Raw genomic sequence first — 20813 nt, 5'->3', positions numbered from 1 at the left:
AGAGCCGCTTAGTCGTGGCGGAACGATCGCTGGCCGGTGAACGCCATCGCGATGTCGTGCTCGTCGGCGGCCTCGACGACGCTCTCGTCGTTCTTCGAGCCGCCGGGCTGGACGACCGCCTCGATGCCGGCCTCGGCGGCCACCTCGATGCCGTCGGGGAACGGGAAGAAGGCGTCCGAGGCCATCACGGCCCCCTCGGCGCTCTTGCCCTCGGCGTGTTCCTCGGCCTTCATCGCGGCGAGCCGGACGGCGTCGACCCGGGAGACCTGCCCCATCCCGATGCCGACCGTCTCGGTGCCCGTCGCGAAGAGGATGCCGTTGGACTTGACGTGTTTCAGCGTGTGCCACGCGAACAGCATCGACTCGACCTGCTCGTCGGTCGGCTCGCGCTCGGTGACCACTTCGAGGTCGTCGGCCGTGAGGTGCTGGGTGTCACGCGCTTGGACGAGACGGCCGCCGACGAGGGGCTTCTCCGTCATCGGGTCAGTGACCGCGAACTCCCCGTCGACGTCCAGCACGCGGAGGTTCTCCTTCTCGAAGAGGACGTCCAGCGCGGCGTCGGTGTAGCCGGGCGCGACGACGACCTCCTTGAACGAGTCGATGATCTGCTCGGCGGTAGCGGCGTCGCACTCGCGGTTCAGCGCGACGATGCCCCCGAAGGCGCTCATCGGGTCCGTCGAGAGGGCCTTCTCGTAGGCGGCCGCCAGCGTGTCGGCGGTCGCACAGCCCGCGGGGTTGGTGTGCTTGATGACCGCCGCGGCCGGCTCGTCGAACTCCTTGATGAGGTTCAACGCCCCGTCGGCGTCGTTGTAGTTGTTGTAGCTCAGGGCCTTCGCGCCCTCGTTGAGCTGATCGGCGTGGACGACGCTGGCCTCGGAGACGGTGGTGTCCGTGTACAGCGCCGCGTCCTGATGGGGGTTCTCCCCGTATCGCAGCGTCGTCGCCCGGTCGTTGGAGACCAGCCGTCGGGCCGGGAAGTTGCCACCCTCGTCGCCGTCGACCGCGACGGTCCCGTCGTCCAGGTCGACCTCGACGCGGTCCTCGGCGAACCACGTGATCGCACGCGGGTAGGCCGTGAACTCGCCCTCGTAGAGGACGCGGTGCTTCAGGTCGTCGGTGTCGTCGCCCTCGAAGACGGGGATGGGTTCCTGGGTCACGATCGGCCCGCCGTCGACCGTCTCGTCGACGACGTGGACCGTGCAGCCGGTCACCTTCACGCCCGCGTCCAGGACCTGCTCGTGAGGGTCCATCCCGGCGAAGTTCGGCAGCAGGGACGGGTGGACGTTCAGCGTCGTCGGCGCGGCGTCGAGGAACGTCTCCCCGAGGACCCGCATGTAGCCGTCCAGCGTCACGAGGTCGAAGTCGTACCCCGCGAGCGCGTCCAGGACGCGCTCCTCGTGGGCCGCGCGGCTCTCGTCCTCGTCGCGCTCGACGACCTCCGTCGGGATGCCGCGCTCGGCCGCGTCCTCCAGGACGGGCGCGTCGGCGTCGTTCGTCAGCACGACCGCGAACTCCGCCCCACCCGGGCTCCGGTCGGCGATGTTCAGCAGGTTCCGGCCACGGTTGCTGGCCATCCCAGCGAGTTTCATATCGGAGAGCGGGCGGCCGGTGCGCAAAGTAGTTGCGAAACGGGTGTGGTGACGAGCGCGGGGCTCACAGCCGTTGCACACTGCCAGGGCGGTGGGGTCCGTGCCCGCTTCGGTGTGCCTATGTAGGCGGCCCCACCAGTCACGCCTATGTCGAAGCTCCGTAGCCAGCGCGCCGGTGCGGTCGCCGCCGTCGGCGGGCTCGTCTGGGTCGGGTGGGCCGTGGCGCTCGGGGTCACCGGCCGCGAGACCGACGCGATCCGGCTCGCCGTGGCACTCTCCGCGCTCGGCGTGGTCGCCGGCCACTACGCCGTCGAGACGTTCTACGGCGCGCGGCTGAAGCGGCCCGGGACCGGCGGGGCGTGGCTCGGCGCGCTCGGCGGCGTCGGCTTCGCCGCCGGACAGGTCCTCCGCGTGGTCGGGGGCGGCGGCGAGGCCGTCGTCGGGCTGGGCGTGCTGGCGCTGGTCGCGGGGTCCGCCCTCGTGAGCGTCGGGCTGCTCCGGACCCGCATCCAGCCGCCGTGGCTGGGGGTCCTGCTCGCCGTCGGGACCGTCGCCTTCCTCGGGTTCGACATCTCGGCGTGGGCGGCGCTCACCTACGGCCTGGCGTGGGTCGCGCTCGGCCAGGACGTCTACCGCCACGACCCGCCGGACGGACGGTTCGGCGACGCACGGGCGGACTACGGCTGGCTCGGGTAGCGGTCCCGAAACGCTAAATTGTGCGGATCGAGAGAGTCCGGGCGTGTCCGACGACAACACCGATCCGGTCGCAGCTGGACTGTCCGGTTCGACCGACCTCTACGACGTGGCGGAGTGGGAACCGCGCTCGGCGCTCGATCGGGCGGCGGTGAGCCTCCACGGGCTCCTCCACGCCTCCCGGCGGTGGCTCCTCGTCCTGCTGGCGCTGGTCCTGTTCGTCGCACAGCTCGCGGGAACCGTCTTCCTGGCCGTCCGACAGCCCGAACTCGGCGTCCTCGGCCTGCTGTCTGCGCTCCCGGCGCTCGCCATCGTCGGGTACGTCTGGTACGACGACCCGACGATGCGCGAACCGGTCGAGACACTCGCGATCGTGTTCATCCTCTCGATCCTGTTCGCCAGCATCGCCGCGCTCGTGAACACGCTGTTGCGGCCGGTGTTCTCCTGGGTCCCCGTCGTCGGGATGGTGCTGTACTTCTTCCTCGTCGTCGGCCCGATCGAGGAGACGGTGAAGTGGCTGGGCATCCGGATCGGGGCCTTCGACACGATGGACGCCGTCGTCGACGGGATGGTCTACGGTGCCGTCGCCGGCCTGGGCTTTGCCACCATCGAGAACGCGCTGTACATCTCACAGGGGTACACGCAGGCCGTCTCGGCGCAGGACGCCAGCCCGATCGGCGCTGCGCTCCGGACGGCGACCAGCAGAGCGTTCGTCGGCCCCGGTCACGTCCTCTACTCGGCGTTCGCGGGCTACTACCTCGGCCTGGCGAAGTTCAACCCAGACGACGCCGGCCCAATCGTCGTCAAGGGTCTGGTGATCGCGGCGGTCATCCACGCGTTCTACAACACGTCGGTGACGTACCTGCCACAGCTCCTCCCGTTCTGGAACGGGCTCGTCTTCGTCGGGTTCGTGATCGTCTTCGACGCCAGCGTCGGCTACGTCCTCTACCGGAAACTGCAGCGCTACCAGTCCCACTACCACGAGGCCAACGGCAGCGAAGCGTAGAGCGACACCCTTTTTCGCCGGGTCCGCGGACCCCCTCGTATGACAGAGCGAGGGCCACTCACCGCCGTCTCGCCGCTCGACGGCCGGTACGCCCGTTACACCGAGCCGCTCGTCCCGTACGCAAGCGAGCGGGCGCTGATGCGCGCCCGCGTGCAGGTCGAAGTCGAGTACCTGCTCGCGCTGGCCGACCTCGACGCGACGCCGCTGACGGTCACCGCCGACCAGCGCGCAGCGTTGCGGGACTGTTACGAGTCGTTCGACGACGAGGACGCGAGCGTCGTCAAGACCCTGGAGACCGAGGGGTACGGCGAGTACAGCGCGACCAACCACGACGTGAAGGCCGTCGAGTACTTCATCCGCCTGCGGTCGCCCGACGGCCTCGACGCCGACAACTGGATCCACTTCGGACTGACCAGCGAGGACGTGAACAACCTCGCTCACAGGCTGCTCGTCAAGCCCGCCGTCGAGGACGTGCTGGTGCCGGAACTCCGCGAGATCCGGGACACCCTGGTCGAGATGGCCCACGACTACGGCGACGTGCCGATGCTCGCCCGCACGCACGGCCAGCCCGCGACGCCGACCACCTTCGGCAAGGAGATGGCCGTCTACGCCTCGCGGCTGGGGCGGGCGATCGGACGGATCGAGCGAGCGGCCGGCGATCTGTCGGGCAAGCTCGCCGGCGCGTCGGGCACCTACGCCGCCCACCACGCGGCCTATCCCGACGTGGACTGGCCCGCGTTCGCCGCGTCGTTCGTGGACTCGCTGGGCCTCGACCACGAGCCGCTGACGACGCAGGTCAACCCCTGTGACGACCTGGCGACGCTGTTCGACGCGCTGCGGGGAGCCAACAACGTCCTGCTGGACCTCGACCTCGACGTGTGGCTGTACGTCTCGGACCGCTACCTCGGCCAGGAGGCCGTCGAGGGCGAGACCGGCTCCTCGACGATGCCGCACAAGGTCAACCCGATCGACTTCGAGAACAGCGAGGGGAACCTCTCGAAGGCCAACTCCGACCTGGTCTTCCTCGGGGACTACGTCACCACCTCCCGCCTGCAGCGGGACCTCTCGGACTCGACGGTCAAGCGCAACGTCGGAGCCGCCTTCGCCCACTGTCTGGTCGGGTACGGCAAGTGCCAGAACGGGCTGTCGAAGGTGGTGCCCAACGAGCAGGTGATGCGCGCGGACCTCGAGGACACGCCCGAAATCGTCGGCGAGGCGGTCCAGACCATCCTCCGCCGGGAGGGCCTCGACGACGCCTACGAGCGGGTCAAGAGCGCCACGCGCGGCCGAGCGGTGACGATGGAGGACTTCCGGGCGATGTACGAGGAGCTGGACGTTCCGGAGTCGGTCAAGGCGGAACTCCGTGCGATCACGCCGGCCAGCTACACGGGGATCGCCGGGGACCTGGCCGACGGCGTCGACGGCGAGTAGTCCGCTCAGGTGTCCGTCAGGGGTGCGACGGAGACGTCGCCGTCGCTCGCCGCCGTCACCTCGTAGCCGGCGTACTCGAAGGTGACGTGGCCCGAGGACTGACGGAACAGTTCGTCGAGCGCGTCCCCGTCGACCGCCGGGAACAGCGGCGTTCCGAGCTCCGTCGGATCGACGTCCTCGGCCTCGGCGACGGCCTCCGCGACCGCGAGACTCAGCGTGCTGTCGGGAGCCATAGACGACCAGTCGGATTCCGGCGGTGAATGTCTGGTGGCCGAAAGCCGGCATTACCGTCGCGAACCGGACGAGGGTCCGTCGGGCCGTGACGAATCACAACCCTCAGGGCGCTCCCGCCCAACGGTGCGGTAATGGTTCTCGGCACCGACCGGCGTATCCTGACGCTGGCGTTCGCGCGGATGGCGGACGCGCTGGGCAACTCATTTCTCATCATCGTCCTCCCGCTGTACATCGCCAGCGGCCAGATCTCGCTGGACGGCCTCGTCGGGGTCGAACTGCTCGGGTTCGTCCTGCGCGAGGAGACGCTCATCGGCCTCGTCCTCTCGCTGTTCGGCCTCCTGAACTCCTTCGGGCAGCCCGTCACCGGGCGGTTCTCGGACCGGCTGGGCCGGCGCAAGGCGTTCGTCCTGGTCGGCCTGGTGCTGTTCGGTATCGGCAGCGCCGCCTACCCGTTCCTCTCCTCGTACTGGACCGTCCTGGCGGCCCGGGGGCTACAGGGCGTCGGCGCGGCCTTCACCGTCCCCGCGACGGTCGCGCTGGTCAACGACTACGCCGAGAGCGACACGGAGCGGGGCGGCAACTTCGGCGTGTTCAACACGTTCCGACTGATCGGCTTCGGCTTCGGTCCCATCGTCGCCGGGATCCTCGTCACCGGCGGGATCGACGGCCAGGACGTCGTCAGCTACGCCGTGAGCGGCCTCACCGTCTCCGGGTTCGTCGCCGCCTTCGCCGTCGCGGTGCTGGGTGCGATCGTCAGCTTCGCCCTCGTCACCGTCTACATCAGCGACCCGCCGGCCGCCGAGGACGCGGCGAGCAAGGACCTCTCGATCGCGGTCCTGAGCCCCAAGGGTCGCGGCCTCGACTCCGTGTTCGTGCTGGGCGTCGGGACCTTCATGATGGCCACGACCATCGCGCTGTTTGCCACGCTGGAAGGTCCCATCCGGACGCGGCTGGACGAGTCGACGTTCATGTTCAGCGTCCAGTTCGCCGCCGTCGTCATCGCGAACGTCCTCCTGCAGGTGCCGATCGGACGCGCGAGCGACCGGATCGGTCGCCGCCCGTTCATCGTCGCCGGCTTCGTCGTCCTCGTCCCCGCGGTCTACGCGCAGGGCGTCGTCACCGAACCGCTGTTGATGCTCGCGGCACGGTTCGTCCAGGGGATCGCCGTCGCGCTCGTGTTCGCGCCGTCGCTCGCGCTGGCCGGCGACCTCGCGGGCCAGCGCGGCTCCGGGACGACGCTGTCGGTCCTGACGATGGCGTTCGGCCTCGGCGTGGCCGTCGGCCCGCTGGCGTCGGGCGTCCTGTACAACCTCGGCGGCTTCAGTGCGCCCTTCACCGCCGGCGCGGCGCTTGCGCTGTTCGCGCTCGTCCTGACCTACTCGCAGGTCACGGAGACGCTGGACACCGGCGGCGAGGGCGCGCGATCGGCCCCACAGGACCGCAGCGCGTAGGGTCGCGCCCGCCGGTCCGGCGAGCGGGGAAAACCGTTATATTCGCCCCCCGAGACCTCGGAGTAATGTCAGGATCGGAGTCCGGCAGTGACCGGAACGTCGTACTGATCCTCGTCGCGGTCGTCGTCGGGGGCGTCGTGCTCCTCGCCCTCGCGGTGATCGTCGCCGCCGTGGTCGGGTCGTTCGTCCTCGGGGTCGGGGACGCGAGCAGCGAGACGACCCCGCGGGTCCAGTTCGAGGTGACGACCGGCGAGGGGACGGTGACGATAACCCACGCGGGCGGCGACAGCGTCGACGCCGACCGACTCGTCCTCTCGGTGAACGAGGAGCGACGGGGGACGTGGGGCGAACTGAGCGACGGCGGTGCCGGCGTCGAGGTCGGCGACAGCGTCGAGCTCGACGGGGTCGCCGCCGGCGACACGGTTCGGGTCCGCTGGATCGGCGACGCATCGGAGGCGGTGCTGTTCCGGACGACGGTCTGAGCCGGTCCGTGGGTTTATCACACGGTCCGGCCCAACCCCCGCGTGGGCCCTCCGAAAGCCCTGATACACGATGGAACTCGAAGACTTCGTCTCCGAGAACGCGCCCGACGAGAGCCGGGACGCGTTCGAACTGGAGAACAGCAAGCTCCTCGACATCGACGTCGACGGGAGCGTGATGACGAAAGCCGGTGCGATGGTCGCCTACCAGGGCGACCTCACCTTCACCGGCAAGTCCTCCGCCGAGGGCGGGCTCACCGGATTCATCAAAGACCAGGTCTCCAGCGAGGGGACCCCGGTGATGCAGGTCGAGGGCGACGGCCACGTCTACGTCGCCGACCAGGAGAAGCGGATCCAGATCCTCTCGCTGGACGAGGGTGAGTCGATCTCTGTCAACGGCAACGACGTGCTGGCCTTCGAGGACGGGGTCGACTACGAGATCGGCACGATCGGGAGCGTCGGCGGTGCGTCCGCGGCCGGCCTCACGAACGTCTTCCTCTCGGGGCCGGGGATGGTCGCGATCACGACCCACGGCGACCCGCTCGTCCTCGAACCGCCGGTCCGGACCGATCCCGACGCCACCGTGGCGTGGTCCAGCGATCTGTCGCCGAGCATCGAGACGGACCGGAGCCTGGGCGACGCGATCGGGCAGTCCTCCGGCGAGACCTACCAGATGGCCTTCGACGGGACGAGCGGCTTCGTCGTCGTCCAGCCCTACGAGGAGACCGCCCAGCGCGCCTGAGCGGACTCTCGTCGGGATCTGACCGATCTCTGCCTAGCTCTCTTCCGGTCGCGACAGGCCGCCCGGCGGTCGCCCGAGCACGCCGGCGACACGGCGGAGCGTGACACCGACCAGCGACCCGACCACGGCGACCGGCACGCCGACCGCGAGGCCGACGAGCGCCGCGATGGTGACGGCCTCGGGCAGCGAGACGACATCGGTTCCCCAGTAGGCGGCGTCGGTGCCGTAGCGGGTGACCGTCGCGCCGACGACCGGGGCGCTGGACAGGACGACCGTCGGGAGCAGTCCGTCGTTCAGCGCCGCACACAGGGCGGCCAGCGCCAGCAGCGCGCCGACGGCGACGAAGACGAGCAGGGCCGGGTCCGTCCCGGTCCAGGTGCCCCGGACCCACTGTTCGAGCGTGTGGTAGCCGACGGTCGAGCCGACCCACCACGCGGTCGCGATCGCGACCACCGGGGCCAGCAGCACGACCACCGCCGACACGTCGAGCCGGCGGCCGAGCAGGCCCCGTCGGACGGGGCCGGTCAGCGCGTCGCGGACGGGGCCGCGGAGGAGCGCGTCGGTGCGCCGCGCGATCACCGCGCCGGCTGACGCGACGGCCGTCCAACTGCGGCGCGCGAGCGAGAACAGGAGTTCGAGTCCCGTTCGGGCGGCTTCGACGGCGATCCAACACAGGCCCGCGAGGAGCGTCGCGGCAGTCGAGACTGCCGAGCGGAGGGAGGAGGGGGCGGTCGGGGACATCACGTGGCGTTTCAGCCGGCCGTCTCAATACTCTTTCGACACGTCGGCTGCCCGTCGGCACCCGCTCCCGAGTCCCGAAGGCACTTATTCGGGCCGCGTGACGGTCCGGCCGATGCCCTCCACACGCAGACGGTTCCTCGGAGCGGCCGCAGGGGCGCTGGCGGCGACACTCGCGGGCTGTGAGTCCCTCTCCGGTGGCGGCGGTCGGTCGACGCCCGCCCCGGGGACCGGCGAGGCGGTGACTGACTACGAGACGGCCAGTCACGTCGTCGACGGCGAGCAATCGCTGTTCCGCTGGACCGGGGAGGCGGCAAAGTCCGACAACCACCTGCTCGTGACGACGGGCGACGAGCGGTCGAAGCTGTCGTTCGAGACGGACGGCGAGAGCCCCGTCGCGGCCTTCGTGAACGAGACGGACTTCGAGGGGGCCGTCGTCGCGCTGTTCCAGCGTCGACACGACGCCTGCCGGCGGCTCGGGACCTTCGGCCTCACCAGACGGCCCGACGCCCTCCGGGTCCACATCTGCCGGGAGCCCCGGCCCGCGGACGTGGCCTGCAGCACCGACGAGCGGCGCTCGACCGCGCTGGCGATCAGGGTGCCCGTCGCCGGTGACCCGCCGGCCGAGCTGTCGGTCGTGAAGAGCTCCCGGTGTGAGTCGCGGTACGGGCCACGCCGGAGCGGGGGCGAGGGATGACGGCCGATCCCTCGCGCCGGCGGGTCCTGACGGGAGCGGTCGGCGGCCTCGCGGCGCTGGCCGGCTGCTCGTTCTCGGTCGGCGACACCGGGAGCGACCGCGGCGGCGACCTCCGCCGGCTCGCCGACGTCGAACGCGTCGAGCGGCCCTATCCGCACCCGCTCGCGGTCCCGGACGGGATGATCGCGGCCCACTACGAACGAGCCCGGACGCTGCTGGAGAGCGTCCCCGAATCGCCCGACGTCGAGAACGAACTGATCGCCGACCGGCTCGCGGACGAGCGCGAACGCCTGGCGGAGCTGCTCGCGCCGCACACGGAACCGGCGGGCACCGCGACCGAGTCGGCGGAGGCGACGGCGGCGGAGCCGCCCGACCGGCGGCTCGTCCACGCTCGGCAACACCGGCAGGAGGCGGCGACGCTGTGGGGTCGCTACCGGGCGGCGACGGGCGACGTCTCCGAGCGCGGCGTCGCGGACCGGCGCGACGAGCAGCGCGACCGCCTCGCCGCGTTCCGCGCCGACTGGAGCTACCGAGCGAGCGGACCCGTCCGGGCGACGCTCGTCCACGACCACTTCGAGGGCCTCGTCGACGGGATCGAGCACGCGCTCGCGCCGTGGCCCCAGTTCCCCGACGACCCCGCCGCCGGGACCGAGGAAGTCGGGTACCTCGTCGGGAAGGTCGAGGAGGCCGCCGCGACGCTCGACGACCTCGAACGGTACCGCCGACAGGTCGTCGGCGAGGACACCGACGGGTACCGGCCGGCGCTGATGGCGGCGGCGATGTGGCTCGACCGACGGGCGAGACGGCGGGCCTACGCCAACGAGCGACCGCTGGAGGACGGGCGGGCCGCGTTCGACCGCGACCTCGGCGAGTCGGTCGCCCGGTACCGGTTCGACCTGGCGCGCGAGACGGTCCGGGAGTACGACAACGGCCGGCTCCAGGAGCTGATCCGGCCCGAGCAGTACGCGAGCGGGGTCCTGTTCGCGACGACCCGGCGGGCGGCGGTCGAGGCGTTCGCCGGGGCCGTCGAGGCCGTCACGTCCGGACCGGAAGACGTCGACCTCTCGCCGAGGGGCATCGAGGAGATGCAGCGTCGCGCTCGCGAGTCGGTCGGGTCGGCGCTCGACCGCGGGCCGACGGGGGTGATGGCGTCGGCGCTGTCCCCCTCGTTCACGGCGCTGCGCGAGGCCCGCGACGAACTGGAGCGCGGCGAGAGCGGGACGCCCGCTCGGGCCTACGCCGCGTACCTGTACGCGGAGCGCTTCGCGGCCGCCGCCGTCGACGCGGTCGACGAGGTCGTGTTCCTCCTGCGCGAGGCGGCCGACTGAGGCGACCGTCCGTCGTCAGTCCCGGTCCAGCACGACCGGCACCCGCCTGCTCGCCACGTCGGCGGCGAACGCCTCGTCGTCGGCCTCCAGCGCGGCGAACGTGTTGTAGTGGATGGGCAACACGAGGTCGGGGTCCATCCGCTCCGCCAGGTCGGCCGCGCTGTGGCGGTCCATCGTGAAGCTTTGGGAGATCGAGGGGACGAACAGCGAGACGTCCAGCTCGGCGTGGCCGTCGAGCGCGTCTGAGTCGCCGGGCCAGAACACCCGCGTCCCGTCCACCGAGAGGAGGAACCCACAGCCGATCCCCTCCGGGTGGTACGGCTGGCCGTTCGCGTCGGTGTTCGGACCGTCGGGGTCGTTGTACGCCGGCGTCGTCCAGACGGGCACGTCGTCGACGAGGAGGTCGGCCTCCATCGACACCTCGCGGACCTCGTAGTCGAGGTCGGCCAGGCGGTCGAGGTCGCGGTCCGTCCGGTGGACGTCGATCCCCTCGAACGCGACGACCGTCGCGTCCGGCTTTGCGACCCGGCGGATGCCGTCCGGGTCGTAGTGGTGGACGTGGGTGACACAGACGACGTCGCCGTCCTGGGGGGCGTAGTCGCGCGCTTCGGGGTGGCCGACGCCCGGCGTGTCGGGCTCCCACTCCCCGGTCAGGACGCCGTACCGGCCGGGGTCAAGGTAGACGACGGTGTCCTCGCCTTCGAGTCGGAGCGTCGCGTAGCCGAGCCACTCGGCGGTGATGCCGTCGTGCCTGACAGTCATACGCCGGGGTAGCGCCACCGGCGGCTTACGACTGTCGGTCGCTCGGAGCACGGCACTGGGGCGGTCGACGGCGGGCCAGTGGCGACACCGGCGATCCACCGAGGCGCGAGCCCTCAGCCACGCACGATCAACGCGACGCCCGCGACAAGCACGGTCACTCCCAGGGCCAGACGGAGGGTCACCCGCTCCCGCCGCCGGGCGAACAGCGCCGAACCGACCACGACGAGCAGCGGGCTCGTGCCGAGGATCGGGGCGACGAGGGACACCGGGGCTCGGGCGAGGGCCGCCAGGTACAGTCCGAGGTACCCGGTGTTCGCGAGGCCCGTGACGACGGTCCACCGGGAGGGACGCGACAGCGCGACGGCGTCGTCCCGAAGCCACCGCCAGCAGAGGAACAGGCCGAACCCGACGGCCGCGGCGACGACCCGGACCGTCACGCCGACGAGTGCCGGCGTCCCCTCCCCGAGTCCCACCTTCGTGAACACCGGATCGACGCCGAGCAGCAGCGCTCCGGCGAGTGGAAACGAGAGGTCCACCAGGAGCCGCCGCCCCGAGCCGGTCACTCGGCTGGTCCTCGCGTCCAGCGAGACGGCCACCGCACCGCCGACCAGCAGGACCACGCCCACCACCAGCGGCGGCGTGAGCGGTTCGTCGAGCACGAGGACCGCCGAGACGACGGCGACCAGCGGGAACGTCGACTTCAGCGGTTCGGCGCGGCTCGCCCCCAGCCGACTGATACCGACGAACAGCGCGGCCCGCGCCAGCAGCGAGCCGAGGAGTCCGCCCGCGGCGAACGCCAGGACCGCGCGGCCGGTCAGGCCGTGGTCGGGGAAGTGCCGGACCAGGGTGACCGGGACGAGCAGCGCGACGTTGACGACGAAGACGGTCGCCGTCAGGCTCCAGACCGACTGCCGCTCGGTGCTGAACCGGACCGCGAGGCTCTGGACGGCGAGGGCGAGCGCCGCGAGCGTCGCGAGTCCGATCCCCAGCGCGAGTCCCGGCATCGGGTTCGTCCCGTGTCGAGCCACGGGGCAGCGACTCTTGAAACCCCCTCTGGGAGAGGGTGGGCCGGTCGGTCAATCACCGCGCGTCCGCGAGCCGCTCGACCCGCGCCAGCGAGTCGGCGTCGGCGGGCGAGACGTCGTCCCGGACCGCGACGAACCGCGGGAACCGGAGCGCGTAGCCCGACCCGTACGTCGTCGACGTCTGGATCTCCTCGTAGCCGACCTCGAAGACGACGGCGGGATCGAGGGTCACGTCCCGGCCGTCCGTGTCGACGACGTGGGGTTCGAGCCGAGCTGTCAGCTCCTCGAGCTCCGCGTCGGTGATGCCGGTGGCGACGTTGCCGACGGTCGCGTAGCCGTCGTCGGTCCGGACCGACAGCTCGAAGCTCCCGAGGAGGGTCGCCCGGCGGCCCTCGCCCCACTCCGCACCGGTGACCACGCAGTCGAGCGTCTCCACGTCGGGCTTGCGCTTGCGCCAGTGCTTGCCGCGCTTCCCCGGGGAGTACGCCGAGTCCGGGTCCTTGAGCATAATCCCCTCGTGGCCGGCGTCGAGTGCGCGTCGCTCGACGTCGCCCACCTCGTCGGGGTCCGTCGTGAACCGACACTCCGACACCAGGTCGTCGGGCGCGAGCGCGTCGAGCCGGTCGCGGCGTTCGGTCAGCGGCGCGTCCAGCAGGTCGTCGCCGTCGGCGTGCAGGCAGTCGAAGGCGCGGGCGCGGACCGTCACGTCCTCGCGGGCGGCGGCCACGTCGTGCTTGCGCCGGAACCGCCGGAGCACCTCCTGGAAGGGGAGCGGGTCCCCGTCGTCGTCGATCGCGACCACCTCGCCGTCGAGGATGGCGGGCGCGTCGAGGGCCGACTCCACCGTCTCGACGACCTCCGGGAGCGGGTCGGTCACGTCCTCCATGTTCCGGGAGAACAGTCGCGCCGACTCCCCGTCGAAGTGGATCTGGACGCGCGCGCCGTCGTACTTCCACTCGACGGCGGCCGCCTCCCAGTCGTCGAGCGCCTCGCTCACCGTCCCCGCCTGCGCTAGCATCGCCTGCACTGGGCGACCGACGGCGAGATCGATGGCCGCGAGCCCGGACTCGCCGTCGGCTCGGGCGACCTCGGCGACGCGGCCGTAGTCGTTCGACACCTGGACCGCTCGCTCGACGGCGTCGACGGGGACGTCGAAGGCGTCGGCGACGGCGTCCCGGACGGTCCCGTCCCCCACGCCGATGCGCATCTCCGAGAGGACGAGCCGGGCGAGGTACCTCGCCTCCGTCGGCTCACAGCGGTTGAACAGCCCAAAGAGCAGGTCGACCTTCGTCTCCTGACTCCCGTCGCCGCTGGCGGCCGCGAGGGTCGCGAGGTCGTCGGCCACCGCCGCGACCGTCAGGCCGTCGGCCCCGCCGCCGTTCCCGAACGCGCCCAGTCCCCGCTGGCCGCCGAACTCGTAGCTGGCCGCCACCTCGCCGACGTCGCCGGTCTCGGCCAGCCGCGCCTCCACGTCGTCGGCGTCGACGTTCCGCCCGGCCGCCCGCGCGATGGCCTCGTAGCAGAGCCGCGGGCCGACGTCCAGCGTCCGGGACTCGTGGGCGGGGAACACCCGGCCCTGGACGAAGCGAGCGAGCGTCGCCAGGTCGTCGTCCGCGTCGGCGAGCAGCGCGCTCACCGACTCGGTGATCGCGGTGTCGGCGCTCTCTGCCTCGATGGCCGCGGCGCGGTCGGCGAAGGCGGCGAACTCCATCGCTCTCGGTTCACGCGCCGGCGACCGTAAGGGCTGTCATCCGGAGCAGCTCACTCCAGTTCGACTTCGACGAGCGTCGCGTCCCGCTGGCCGGACGCGGCGTAGGGCTGGTCGACCGCCCCGCCCGTCTCGAAGTAGTCCAGGCGCTCGTCGCCGTCGGTGTCCCGGTGGGCGACGACCACGACGGTCGCCCCCTCCGGCGGGGGGTTGTCGACCTGGATCGTGACGCCGTCGTGCGTGCCGGGTTCGAGGTACGCCGAGGTCCCGATGACCTCGCCGCCCGGCTCGTAGGCGTGGACGACGAGGAACCCGCCGCTCGACAGCGACGCCGAGTCGACGGTCAGTTCGCCCCCGTCGACGGAGGCGTCGGTGACCGTCATCGACGCCACCGGGGCCGACAGCAACACCAGCGCGACGTAGGCGATGGTCAGCAGGACCGCGGCGTGTTTGGCCCCGTCTTTCAGCGTTCCCTCCCCGAGCTGGCCGCCGATGAACCCGGTGAGGACGGCCTGGACCAGGGCGGTGTGGAAGAACACGAGCGTGTAGGCCGCCTTGTCCACCTGGCCGAGGCGGGCGAACTGGCTGACCCCGACGCCGAGGCGGTTCGAGGACTCCGGCGTCGGGACCGAGGACGGGAGCGCGGGCACCAGCACCGCCTGGACCGCGACGATGATGACCAGGAACACGAAGAAGGAGACGTAGATGACCACGAGGTAGGTGAGCATCTGTTGGCGGCGACGCCGGCGGAGGCGGCGATCGGCCCGGGCCTGCGTCGCGGCGATGCGGAGCACGGGACCGAGCTGTCCCGACGCCCGCATCGCCTTCGTGAGGAGGGTCACGACCCGCGTGATCGAGACGGTCCGGATGCGGCGGCCGAACCTGACGAGCGCGTCGTCGACGTTCGCCCCCATCCTGATGTCGCTCCAGATGCGGTCGAGCTCCGTCGACAGCACCCCGACGTCGCTCCCGCGGACGCGACGCAGGCTCTCGACCAGCGTCATCCCCGCCTCGTTGAGGCTCGCGAGCCGCTCCAGCAGTTCCGGCGTGGCGGCTTCGATCCGCTGGATTCGGCGGCTGTAGACGGTCCGGACGACTGCGAAGGAGCCGAGGACGAGCAGCAGCGACTGGACCACGTAGTCGTCGAGCAAGCGGACGTTCACCGTCTGCGTCTGGAACGCCGCCGGGGCCCGGACGGCGAACAGCACGAGCGCGACGGGGACGGCGACGTACAGCACCGACGGCGGGTTCCAGAGGACCGACTCGACCGGCGACGACAGCAGCCGACGGACTCGCTTCGCGCGGTCGAAGAAGCGGAGGCGCACCCGATTGTCGTCCTCGCCCGCGACGACGCCGCCGTCGGTCACGCCCGTCGCGGTCCGCTCGGGTGCGGGTTTACCGAGCGTGGCCGTCTCGATACGTTCCAGCACGGCCGTCGTTCCGATGTCGCCGATCCCGAGCTGATCGAGCTTCTGCCCCAGGTAGAGCATGAAGCCGGCGTTCGCGAGCGGGATGCCGAGGTACGCGAGCATCTGCAGGAAGGCGAGCGTGTCCGTCGTCGTCAGGCCGAACACGAGCAGGATGGTGATGAGGAAGAGCACCCCGGCGACGAAGATGGTGACGTACGCCTCCGCGATGGTCGCGAGCGACTCCAGCAGGTCCTCCTGGCGCTCCTCGGCCTCCTCCTGGTGGCGCTCGTACTGGTCGTGGAGGAACGACGACAGCGACTGACCGCTCTGGAGGACGCTGGAGAGGTTCTCCGAGAAGGTCTTGAACTCCTCGCTCGGCGTGCGTCTGGTCATCCGTCCGATGGCCGAGATCACGTCCCGGCCGAACAGGTCCATCTCGCGGACGGTGACGCCGAACTCCCGGGCCACGTCGCCGTAGATCTCGTCGTTCGCGGCGAGGGTCCGCATCGTGTCGGGGAACGACGTGCCGCCCCGGGAGAGCGCGTACATAAACGCGATGGCCCGTGGCATCCCCTCGTCGATGTTGCGGCGGCGGACCTCCGCCGTGTTCTGTGGGAGCTCCCACCGCAGCGTGTAGGTGAGGCCCGCGACGGCGAGTCCGAAGCCGACGCCGCTCCCGACGAGTATCCACAGCGTCTGCCGTGGCGTCAGGACGAGCTCGAACCCGCGGAGCCCGAGTGCGGCCGTCATCGTCCGCGGGAGGCCCATCGACAGCTCGACCAGCGTCGGCACGGCGAGGAGGAAGCCGCCGGTGAGGTACTGCCCCAGGATCGCGCCGGCGACCGCCGCCGCCCCCGTGAACAGGTAGGTCCGTGCGGCGTACCCGCGGTAGGTCTGAGTGATGTAGGCCGCCTCGAGCTGGCGTTCGCGCTCGGGCGAGGGCTTGACGTAGCGCCCGAACAGCCGCCGCGAGACCCGCGTCAGTCGCCGGTCGAACCCCTCGTGGACCGCGCTGGCGGCGACGACGGCACCGACGACGAGGACGACGGCGAGCGGGGCCAGACCGAGCGGGTTCAGCGCCATCTCAGACGGTCACGTCGGACCCGATGCGGGCCATCACGGCGTCCTTGTCGGCGTAGTACTTGTTGACCATCGAGGTGAACCGCCGGTAGTCCCCGACCCCCTCCTCGTGGAGGTACCGGAGGAACCGCTGGCGATCCTTGAGTTCGCGGAGCAGTTCCGACTGGCTCCACCCACGTTCCTCTCGGATCTCGTCCATCAGTTCGCTGTTGCTCTCGGTGAACTCGTCGGCGGTCGCCTGCCAGGAGTAGCTCGTCGAGTAGTCGAGTTCGCCGGTCCGCTGGTCGATCCCCTCGATCTCCGCCAGCGTCTTCGCGCGGCGGACCCGCTCGTCGCCCGAGCGAGTCAGCACCTGCACACAGAGGATGTCGAGGCTCTGGACCATCGGCCGCGGGACGTTGATGGGCTCGTTCTCCAGGCGGTTGATGACCGTCTGGACGGAGTCGGCGTGCATCGTCGAGAACGTGGTGTGGCCGGTGTTCATCGCCTGGAACAGCGTGATCGCCTCCTCGCCGCGGACCTCGCCGACGACGATGTACTCGGGGCGGTGGCGCAGCGCCGACCGCAGCAGGTCGTACATCGTGATGTCCGAGTCGTCCAGCCGCTCCCGCGTCACGGCGGAGAGCCAGTTGTCGTGGTACAGCGACAGCTCGCGGGTGTCCTCGATCGTGAGTACCTTCGAGCGGGGCGGGATGAACATCGCCAGCGCGTTCATCGAGGTGGTCTTGCCGGCCGCCGTCCCACCGGCGAAGATGAGCGACTTGTTGGACTCGATGGCGAGCCAGAGGTACGCCAGCATCTCCAGCGAGAAGGTGCCGTACTCAAGCAGGTCGATCGGCGTGAACGGCTCCTCGGCGTACTTCCGGATGGTGAAGGCCGAGCCGCGCGGGGTGACCTCCTCGCCGAGCGCGAGTTCGATGCGGGAGCCGTCCGGCAGCGTCGTCGAGACGACGGGGTCCGAGACTGAGATGTGTCGCCCCGACCGCTGTGCCAGCTGGATGACGAAGCTGTCGAGTTCCTCGTCGCCCAGCACGACGTTGGTCTCGATGTCCGTGTAGTCGTCGTGGTAGACGAAGATGGGGAGGTTCGAGCCGTCACAGGAGATGTCCTCGATGTCGGGATCGTGCATCAGCGGGTCGATGTGGCCGTACCCCTGGAACGAGCGGTAGAGGTAGTAGTAGAGCCGGTAGAACGTCTCGGCCTCGACGACGACGCCGTACTCCTCCAGCCGGCGGCGAAGCTCCTCGGCCAGTGCCGTCTCGGGGTCGGTGTCCACGTCGTCCCGGTAGATGAGCGGGCCGCGGATGTCGTCGAACAGGCGGTCGAGGAGCTCCGTCTCGATGTCGCTCAGCGACGGCTCGACGATGTGATAGAGGAACTCGTCGTTCTCCGGATCGCGGTTGATGGAGACGAAGGCGAAGGGCGCGTTGAGCCAGTAGCGCTCGACCTCCTCGTAGCCCGCCAGCCCGTCGAACTCGACGAGCCGACCGTGTCTGCTGGGGTCGTAGTTCGACGCCGGGGCCGCCGAGCCCGAGAGGACCGTCGCCGTCCGAGAGAGCCACGAGCGGATGTGTTCCAGCGGGTCGCGGACGACGTCGCCGGCGTCGGGTGTTTCGGGGTCGGACATCGATAGAGAGAGCGGGGCGCAGACGCGCCCGGTTTGTCACCCCTTACTCGGCCACCTACTTAAATTCGCTCTCCGGATCGGCGCTCGTCACGGTCAGGCCCGATCGACACGCAGCAGGACCGCTGCGAGGACGGCCGCGACGGCCGCACCCACGGGGAGGGTCACGCCGGGGAAGTACAGGACGAACAGCGCCGTCGCCGCGAGGGTGAGCAGTGCCACCGCCCCCAGCAGGCCGCCGGACAGGCGCACCGGGTCGACGGGGGACCGCGCCTCGAGGCGTTCCTCCTCGACGTAGTAGAACAGGCTCAGCGCGAACGCGACGGCGTAGACGCCGAAGGCGACGGCACCGAGGGTCGCGCCGAGCGTGAGCTCGCCGGAGGCGACGAAACCGGGCACCTCCCACGTCCAGAGGAACGGCCGCTCGCCGGTGAACTGCGCGCCGAAGATGAACTGGAACCGGAAGGGGAGAAAGCGCAGCGCGGCGACGGAGAAGCCGCGCTGGCTGAACACCGAGACGGACCACGGGGCGAGCCCGACCAGCCACGTCGAGAGCACCGCGAGTTCGCCGGCGTACTCGGACTTGACCCAGGCCATCCTGTGTGTAGGCCCCGCGCCGGGGGAGTAAAAGCTCCCGGAAGGCGACGGGCAGGAGGGGCGGTCGTGCCGTCGCCGTTACGTTCATTGTGACGGACACCCAAGCAGTGGGTAGCCGAATGAGGCGCGACTACTTCACCATCGACGTGCAGCACGACCCCGACGACGAGGGCACCCCGACCGTCAGTATCGACTACGACGGGCCGGACAGTGCGTTGCGAGAGCGCCTCACCACAGCGACCGGCGGCACCCTCGACGCCAGCGAGGTCGACGTGGCGTTCCGCCGGCAGGCCGACTCCGACGCCGGCGTCCTCTCGCTGACGAACCGGCTGACCGGCGAGTTCGTCCTCGAAGTCGAGGCCGCGACCGACGACCTCGCGGCGCTGGTCGACGCCGCCGAGCGCCGCGAGGGGGACGGCTCCTACGAGGTGCGACTGACCGACGGCGACGGCAAGTCGCTGGTCTACGAGAAGTCGACGCTGCTGGTCTACGACCACGACGGCGACCTGCTGCGCCAGCGCAGCCTCATCCCCGGCGGCGTCGAACTGTAGGGCCGTCTTCGGGGACGGCCGTGGACGCGTCGCCACCCCGTCGGGCCGCTTCCCGGCCCGCTCGACGCGTTGTCACCCTCACTGGGAGCCGTCGACGAACTCGACGCCGCTGATCTCGAACCGCGCCCCGCCGGCCGCCGACTCCGTGACGTCGATGTGCCAGTCGTGGGCGGAGACGATGTCTTCGACGATGTTCAGTCCGAATCCGGTCCCGTCGTTCTGGGTCGTGTAGCCCGGTTCGAAGACCTGCTCTCGCTCTCCCGTCGGGATGCCGACGCCGTCGTCGGCCACGTAGAAGCCGGGCTCGTCGTCGAGGACGCCAACCTCGACCTCCGCCACGGTCTCGCCGTGTTCGGACGCGTTCCGAAAGAGGTTCTCGAACACCTGTTGCAGACGCTCCGCGTCGGCGAGAACGGCGGTCCCCTCGGCCGTGACCGTGAACTCGACACCGTCGGTTTCGACGACAGTCCACGACGTCCGTGCGGTTCGGGCCAACCGGACCGCCGACGTCTCCTTGACCTTCTGCCCGTCGCGGGCCAGCGTGAGCAGGTCGTCGATGAGCTGTTCCATCTTGTCGAGCGAGCGCTCGATCGGGGGCAGGTGTTCGCTGTCCGTGTCCTCTCGCAGCAACTCGACGCGACCGGTGGCCGTGTTCAACGGGTTCCGGAGGTCGTGCGAGACCACCTGTGCGAAGTCGTCGAGCCGGTCCCGCTCCCGCTTGAGCTGCTCCGCCGCCTGGTTCCGTTCGAGTTCGTAGCCGAGCCAGCGCGTCAGCAGTTCCACGAAGGTCCGCTGCGTGTCGGTGAACCCGTCCCGCTGTGGACTCGTGTCCGCGAAACAGAGCGTGCCGTAGAACTCACCGTCGACCGACAATCGCCCGCCGATGTAGGTCTCGAACTCGAAGCGGTCGTACGCCGGGTCGTCGCGCCAGCCCTCGTCCGAGGCGTTGACGACGGTCATCAGCTCGTCGAGTTCGATCGTGCGCTTGCAGTAGGCCTCCGAGAGCGGGCAGGAACTCCCCTCCTGGACTTCCGGGTGTGTCGCGGCCGAGTGGACGACGTACTGTTCGCCCTGTTCGATCCTCGTCATAAACCCGTTCCGGAGGTCGAGGTACTCACAGCCCAGGGCGAGCAGTTCGTTCGCCTTGGTGGCCAGGTCCTTCGACCCGTCCGACGAGATCGAGTAGAGCTGCTGGAGCGCGTAGAGGCTGTCCTGTCGCTCCTGCGCGAGCTCCTTGTAGTCCGAGATGTCGCGGAAGTAAACGGAGAGCCCGGACTCGGACGGGAAGGCTCGGACCTCGAACCACGCGTCGACGAGCCGGTAGTGGGTCTCGAACGCGACCGGCTCCTGTGCCGCCATCGCCTCTGTGAACTTCTCGAAGAAGATCGTGTCCCGCGACTCCGGGATCGAGTCCCAGAGGTTCCGTCCCTCGATGTCGTCGATAGTATCGGACGTACTCGCTCGGAGAATCTCCTGTCCCTCGGCGTTCGCATAGGTGATACGCCAAGAGCCGTCTAACGCCAGAAAGCCGTCCCCCATCCGACCGAGGATCGTCTGCGGGTCGGCGTGCTCCGTCTGAACTGGAGCCTCGTCAGTCATAGTACGTAAGATCGGCCACGACGGATAGGAATGGCGATATGTATGCGGCGCTGAGAGCGTCTGCGTCCAC

General features: G+C 70.3%; 19 protein-coding genes. 9 read left to right on the top strand and 10 right to left on the bottom strand.

What is annotated here, in order from left to right; translation table 11 throughout:
* Positions 1-8: 8 nt before the first annotated feature.
* Complete coding sequence (gene purH, locus P0592_RS14720; protein ID WP_276271662.1) at positions 9-1589, bottom strand: bifunctional phosphoribosylaminoimidazolecarboxamide formyltransferase/IMP cyclohydrolase; 1581 nt, start codon at positions 1587-1589, stop codon at positions 9-11.
* A 147-nt stretch (positions 1590-1736) separates the two neighbouring features.
* On the opposite strand from purH, the gene P0592_RS14715 reads away from it, so the two are divergent.
* From P0592_RS14715 to purB, 3 genes are read left to right on the top strand one after another with little or no spacing between them, the layout of a single operon-like run.
* Positions 1737-2285 (top strand): hypothetical protein, encoded by a 549-nt coding sequence (locus P0592_RS14715; protein WP_276271661.1) that lies wholly within the window; start codon positions 1737-1739, stop codon positions 2283-2285.
* 43 nt (positions 2286-2328) lie between these two features.
* Positions 2329-3288, top strand: a complete 960-nt coding sequence (locus P0592_RS14710; RefSeq protein ID WP_276271660.1) for a PrsW family intramembrane metalloprotease — start codon at positions 2329-2331, stop codon at positions 3286-3288.
* A gap of 39 nt (positions 3289-3327) precedes the next feature.
* Positions 3328-4719, top strand: coding sequence for an adenylosuccinate lyase (purB, locus tag P0592_RS14705; protein ID WP_276271659.1), 1392 nt, complete (start codon positions 3328-3330; stop codon positions 4717-4719).
* Between the two features lie 5 nt (positions 4720-4724).
* Here purB and P0592_RS14700 read toward each other — a convergent pair whose 3' ends face one another.
* Positions 4725-4952, bottom strand: a complete 228-nt coding sequence (locus tag P0592_RS14700; protein ID WP_276271658.1) for a HalOD1 output domain-containing protein — start codon at positions 4950-4952, stop codon at positions 4725-4727.
* 132 nt (positions 4953-5084) lie between these two features.
* Between P0592_RS14700 and P0592_RS14695 the strand changes: the two genes are divergently transcribed.
* From P0592_RS14695 to P0592_RS14685, 3 genes are all read left to right on the top strand, one after another.
* Positions 5085-6404, top strand: a complete 1320-nt coding sequence (locus P0592_RS14695) for an MFS transporter (RefSeq protein ID WP_276271657.1) — start codon at positions 5085-5087, stop codon at positions 6402-6404.
* A 65-nt stretch (positions 6405-6469) separates the two neighbouring features.
* Positions 6470-6886 (top strand): type IV pilin domain-containing protein, encoded by a 417-nt coding sequence (locus P0592_RS14690; protein WP_276271656.1) that lies wholly within the window; start codon positions 6470-6472, stop codon positions 6884-6886.
* A 70-nt stretch (positions 6887-6956) separates the two neighbouring features.
* Complete coding sequence (locus P0592_RS14685; RefSeq protein WP_276271655.1) at positions 6957-7625, top strand: AIM24 family protein; 669 nt, start codon at positions 6957-6959, stop codon at positions 7623-7625.
* 33 nt (positions 7626-7658) lie between these two features.
* Here P0592_RS14685 and P0592_RS14680 read toward each other — a convergent pair whose 3' ends face one another.
* A complete protein-coding gene (locus P0592_RS14680; RefSeq protein WP_276271654.1) occupies positions 7659-8366 on the bottom strand; it encodes a DUF8071 domain-containing protein in 708 nt (235 codons plus the stop codon).
* A gap of 112 nt (positions 8367-8478) precedes the next feature.
* On the opposite strand from P0592_RS14680, the gene P0592_RS14675 reads away from it, so the two are divergent.
* Both P0592_RS14675 and P0592_RS14670 read left to right on the top strand, forming a co-directional pair.
* The gene (locus P0592_RS14675; protein WP_276271653.1) at positions 8479-9060 is read left to right on the top strand and encodes a hypothetical protein; all 582 of its coding nucleotides are present in this window, start codon (positions 8479-8481) and stop codon (positions 9058-9060) included.
* Entirely contained in the window at positions 9057-10388 is a 1332-nt protein-coding gene (locus tag P0592_RS14670) for a hypothetical protein (RefSeq protein WP_276271652.1), read from the top strand. Before P0592_RS14675 ends, P0592_RS14670 begins: the two co-directional genes overlap by 4 nt.
* Before the next feature lie 15 nt (positions 10389-10403).
* Here the strand turns inward: P0592_RS14670 and P0592_RS14665 are convergent, their stop codons facing one another.
* From P0592_RS14665 to P0592_RS14640, 6 genes are all read right to left on the bottom strand, one after another.
* Positions 10404-11150 (bottom strand): MBL fold metallo-hydrolase, encoded by a 747-nt coding sequence (locus tag P0592_RS14665; protein WP_276271651.1) that lies wholly within the window; start codon positions 11148-11150, stop codon positions 10404-10406.
* A gap of 113 nt (positions 11151-11263) precedes the next feature.
* A complete protein-coding gene (locus P0592_RS14660; protein ID WP_276271650.1) occupies positions 11264-12154 on the bottom strand; it encodes an EamA family transporter in 891 nt (296 codons plus the stop codon).
* 76 nt (positions 12155-12230) lie between these two features.
* A complete protein-coding gene (ligA, locus tag P0592_RS14655) occupies positions 12231-13886 on the bottom strand; it encodes an ATP-dependent DNA ligase LigA (protein WP_276271649.1) in 1656 nt (551 codons plus the stop codon).
* A 50-nt stretch (positions 13887-13936) separates the two neighbouring features.
* A complete protein-coding gene (locus P0592_RS14650; RefSeq protein WP_276271648.1) occupies positions 13937-16375 on the bottom strand; it encodes a type II secretion system F family protein in 2439 nt (812 codons plus the stop codon).
* A 1-nt stretch (position 16376) separates the two neighbouring features.
* Positions 16377-17999 carry a type II/IV secretion system ATPase subunit gene (locus P0592_RS14645; RefSeq protein ID WP_276271647.1) on the bottom strand — a complete coding sequence of 541 codons (1623 nt, stop codon included), beginning with the start codon at positions 17997-17999 and terminating at the stop codon, positions 16377-16379.
* Positions 18000-18092: 93 nt separating this feature from the next.
* Complete coding sequence (locus P0592_RS14640) at positions 18093-18593, bottom strand: DUF7549 family protein (protein WP_276271646.1); 501 nt, start codon at positions 18591-18593, stop codon at positions 18093-18095.
* A 119-nt stretch (positions 18594-18712) separates the two neighbouring features.
* On the opposite strand from P0592_RS14640, the gene P0592_RS14635 reads away from it, so the two are divergent.
* Positions 18713-19144, top strand: coding sequence for a DUF5793 family protein (locus tag P0592_RS14635; protein WP_276271645.1), 432 nt, complete (start codon positions 18713-18715; stop codon positions 19142-19144).
* Between the two features lie 78 nt (positions 19145-19222).
* On the opposite strand, the gene P0592_RS14630 is transcribed toward P0592_RS14635, so the two are convergent.
* Positions 19223-20743 (bottom strand): PAS domain-containing sensor histidine kinase, encoded by a 1521-nt coding sequence (locus tag P0592_RS14630; RefSeq protein WP_276271644.1) that lies wholly within the window; start codon positions 20741-20743, stop codon positions 19223-19225.
* Positions 20744-20813 lie beyond the last annotated feature (70 nt).

This window comes from Haloarcula litorea (assembly GCF_029338195.1).
GTDB classification, from domain to species: domain Archaea; phylum Halobacteriota; class Halobacteria; order Halobacteriales; family Haloarculaceae; genus Haloarcula; species Haloarcula litorea.
This window is presented reverse-complemented; position numbering and strand designations above follow the sequence as displayed.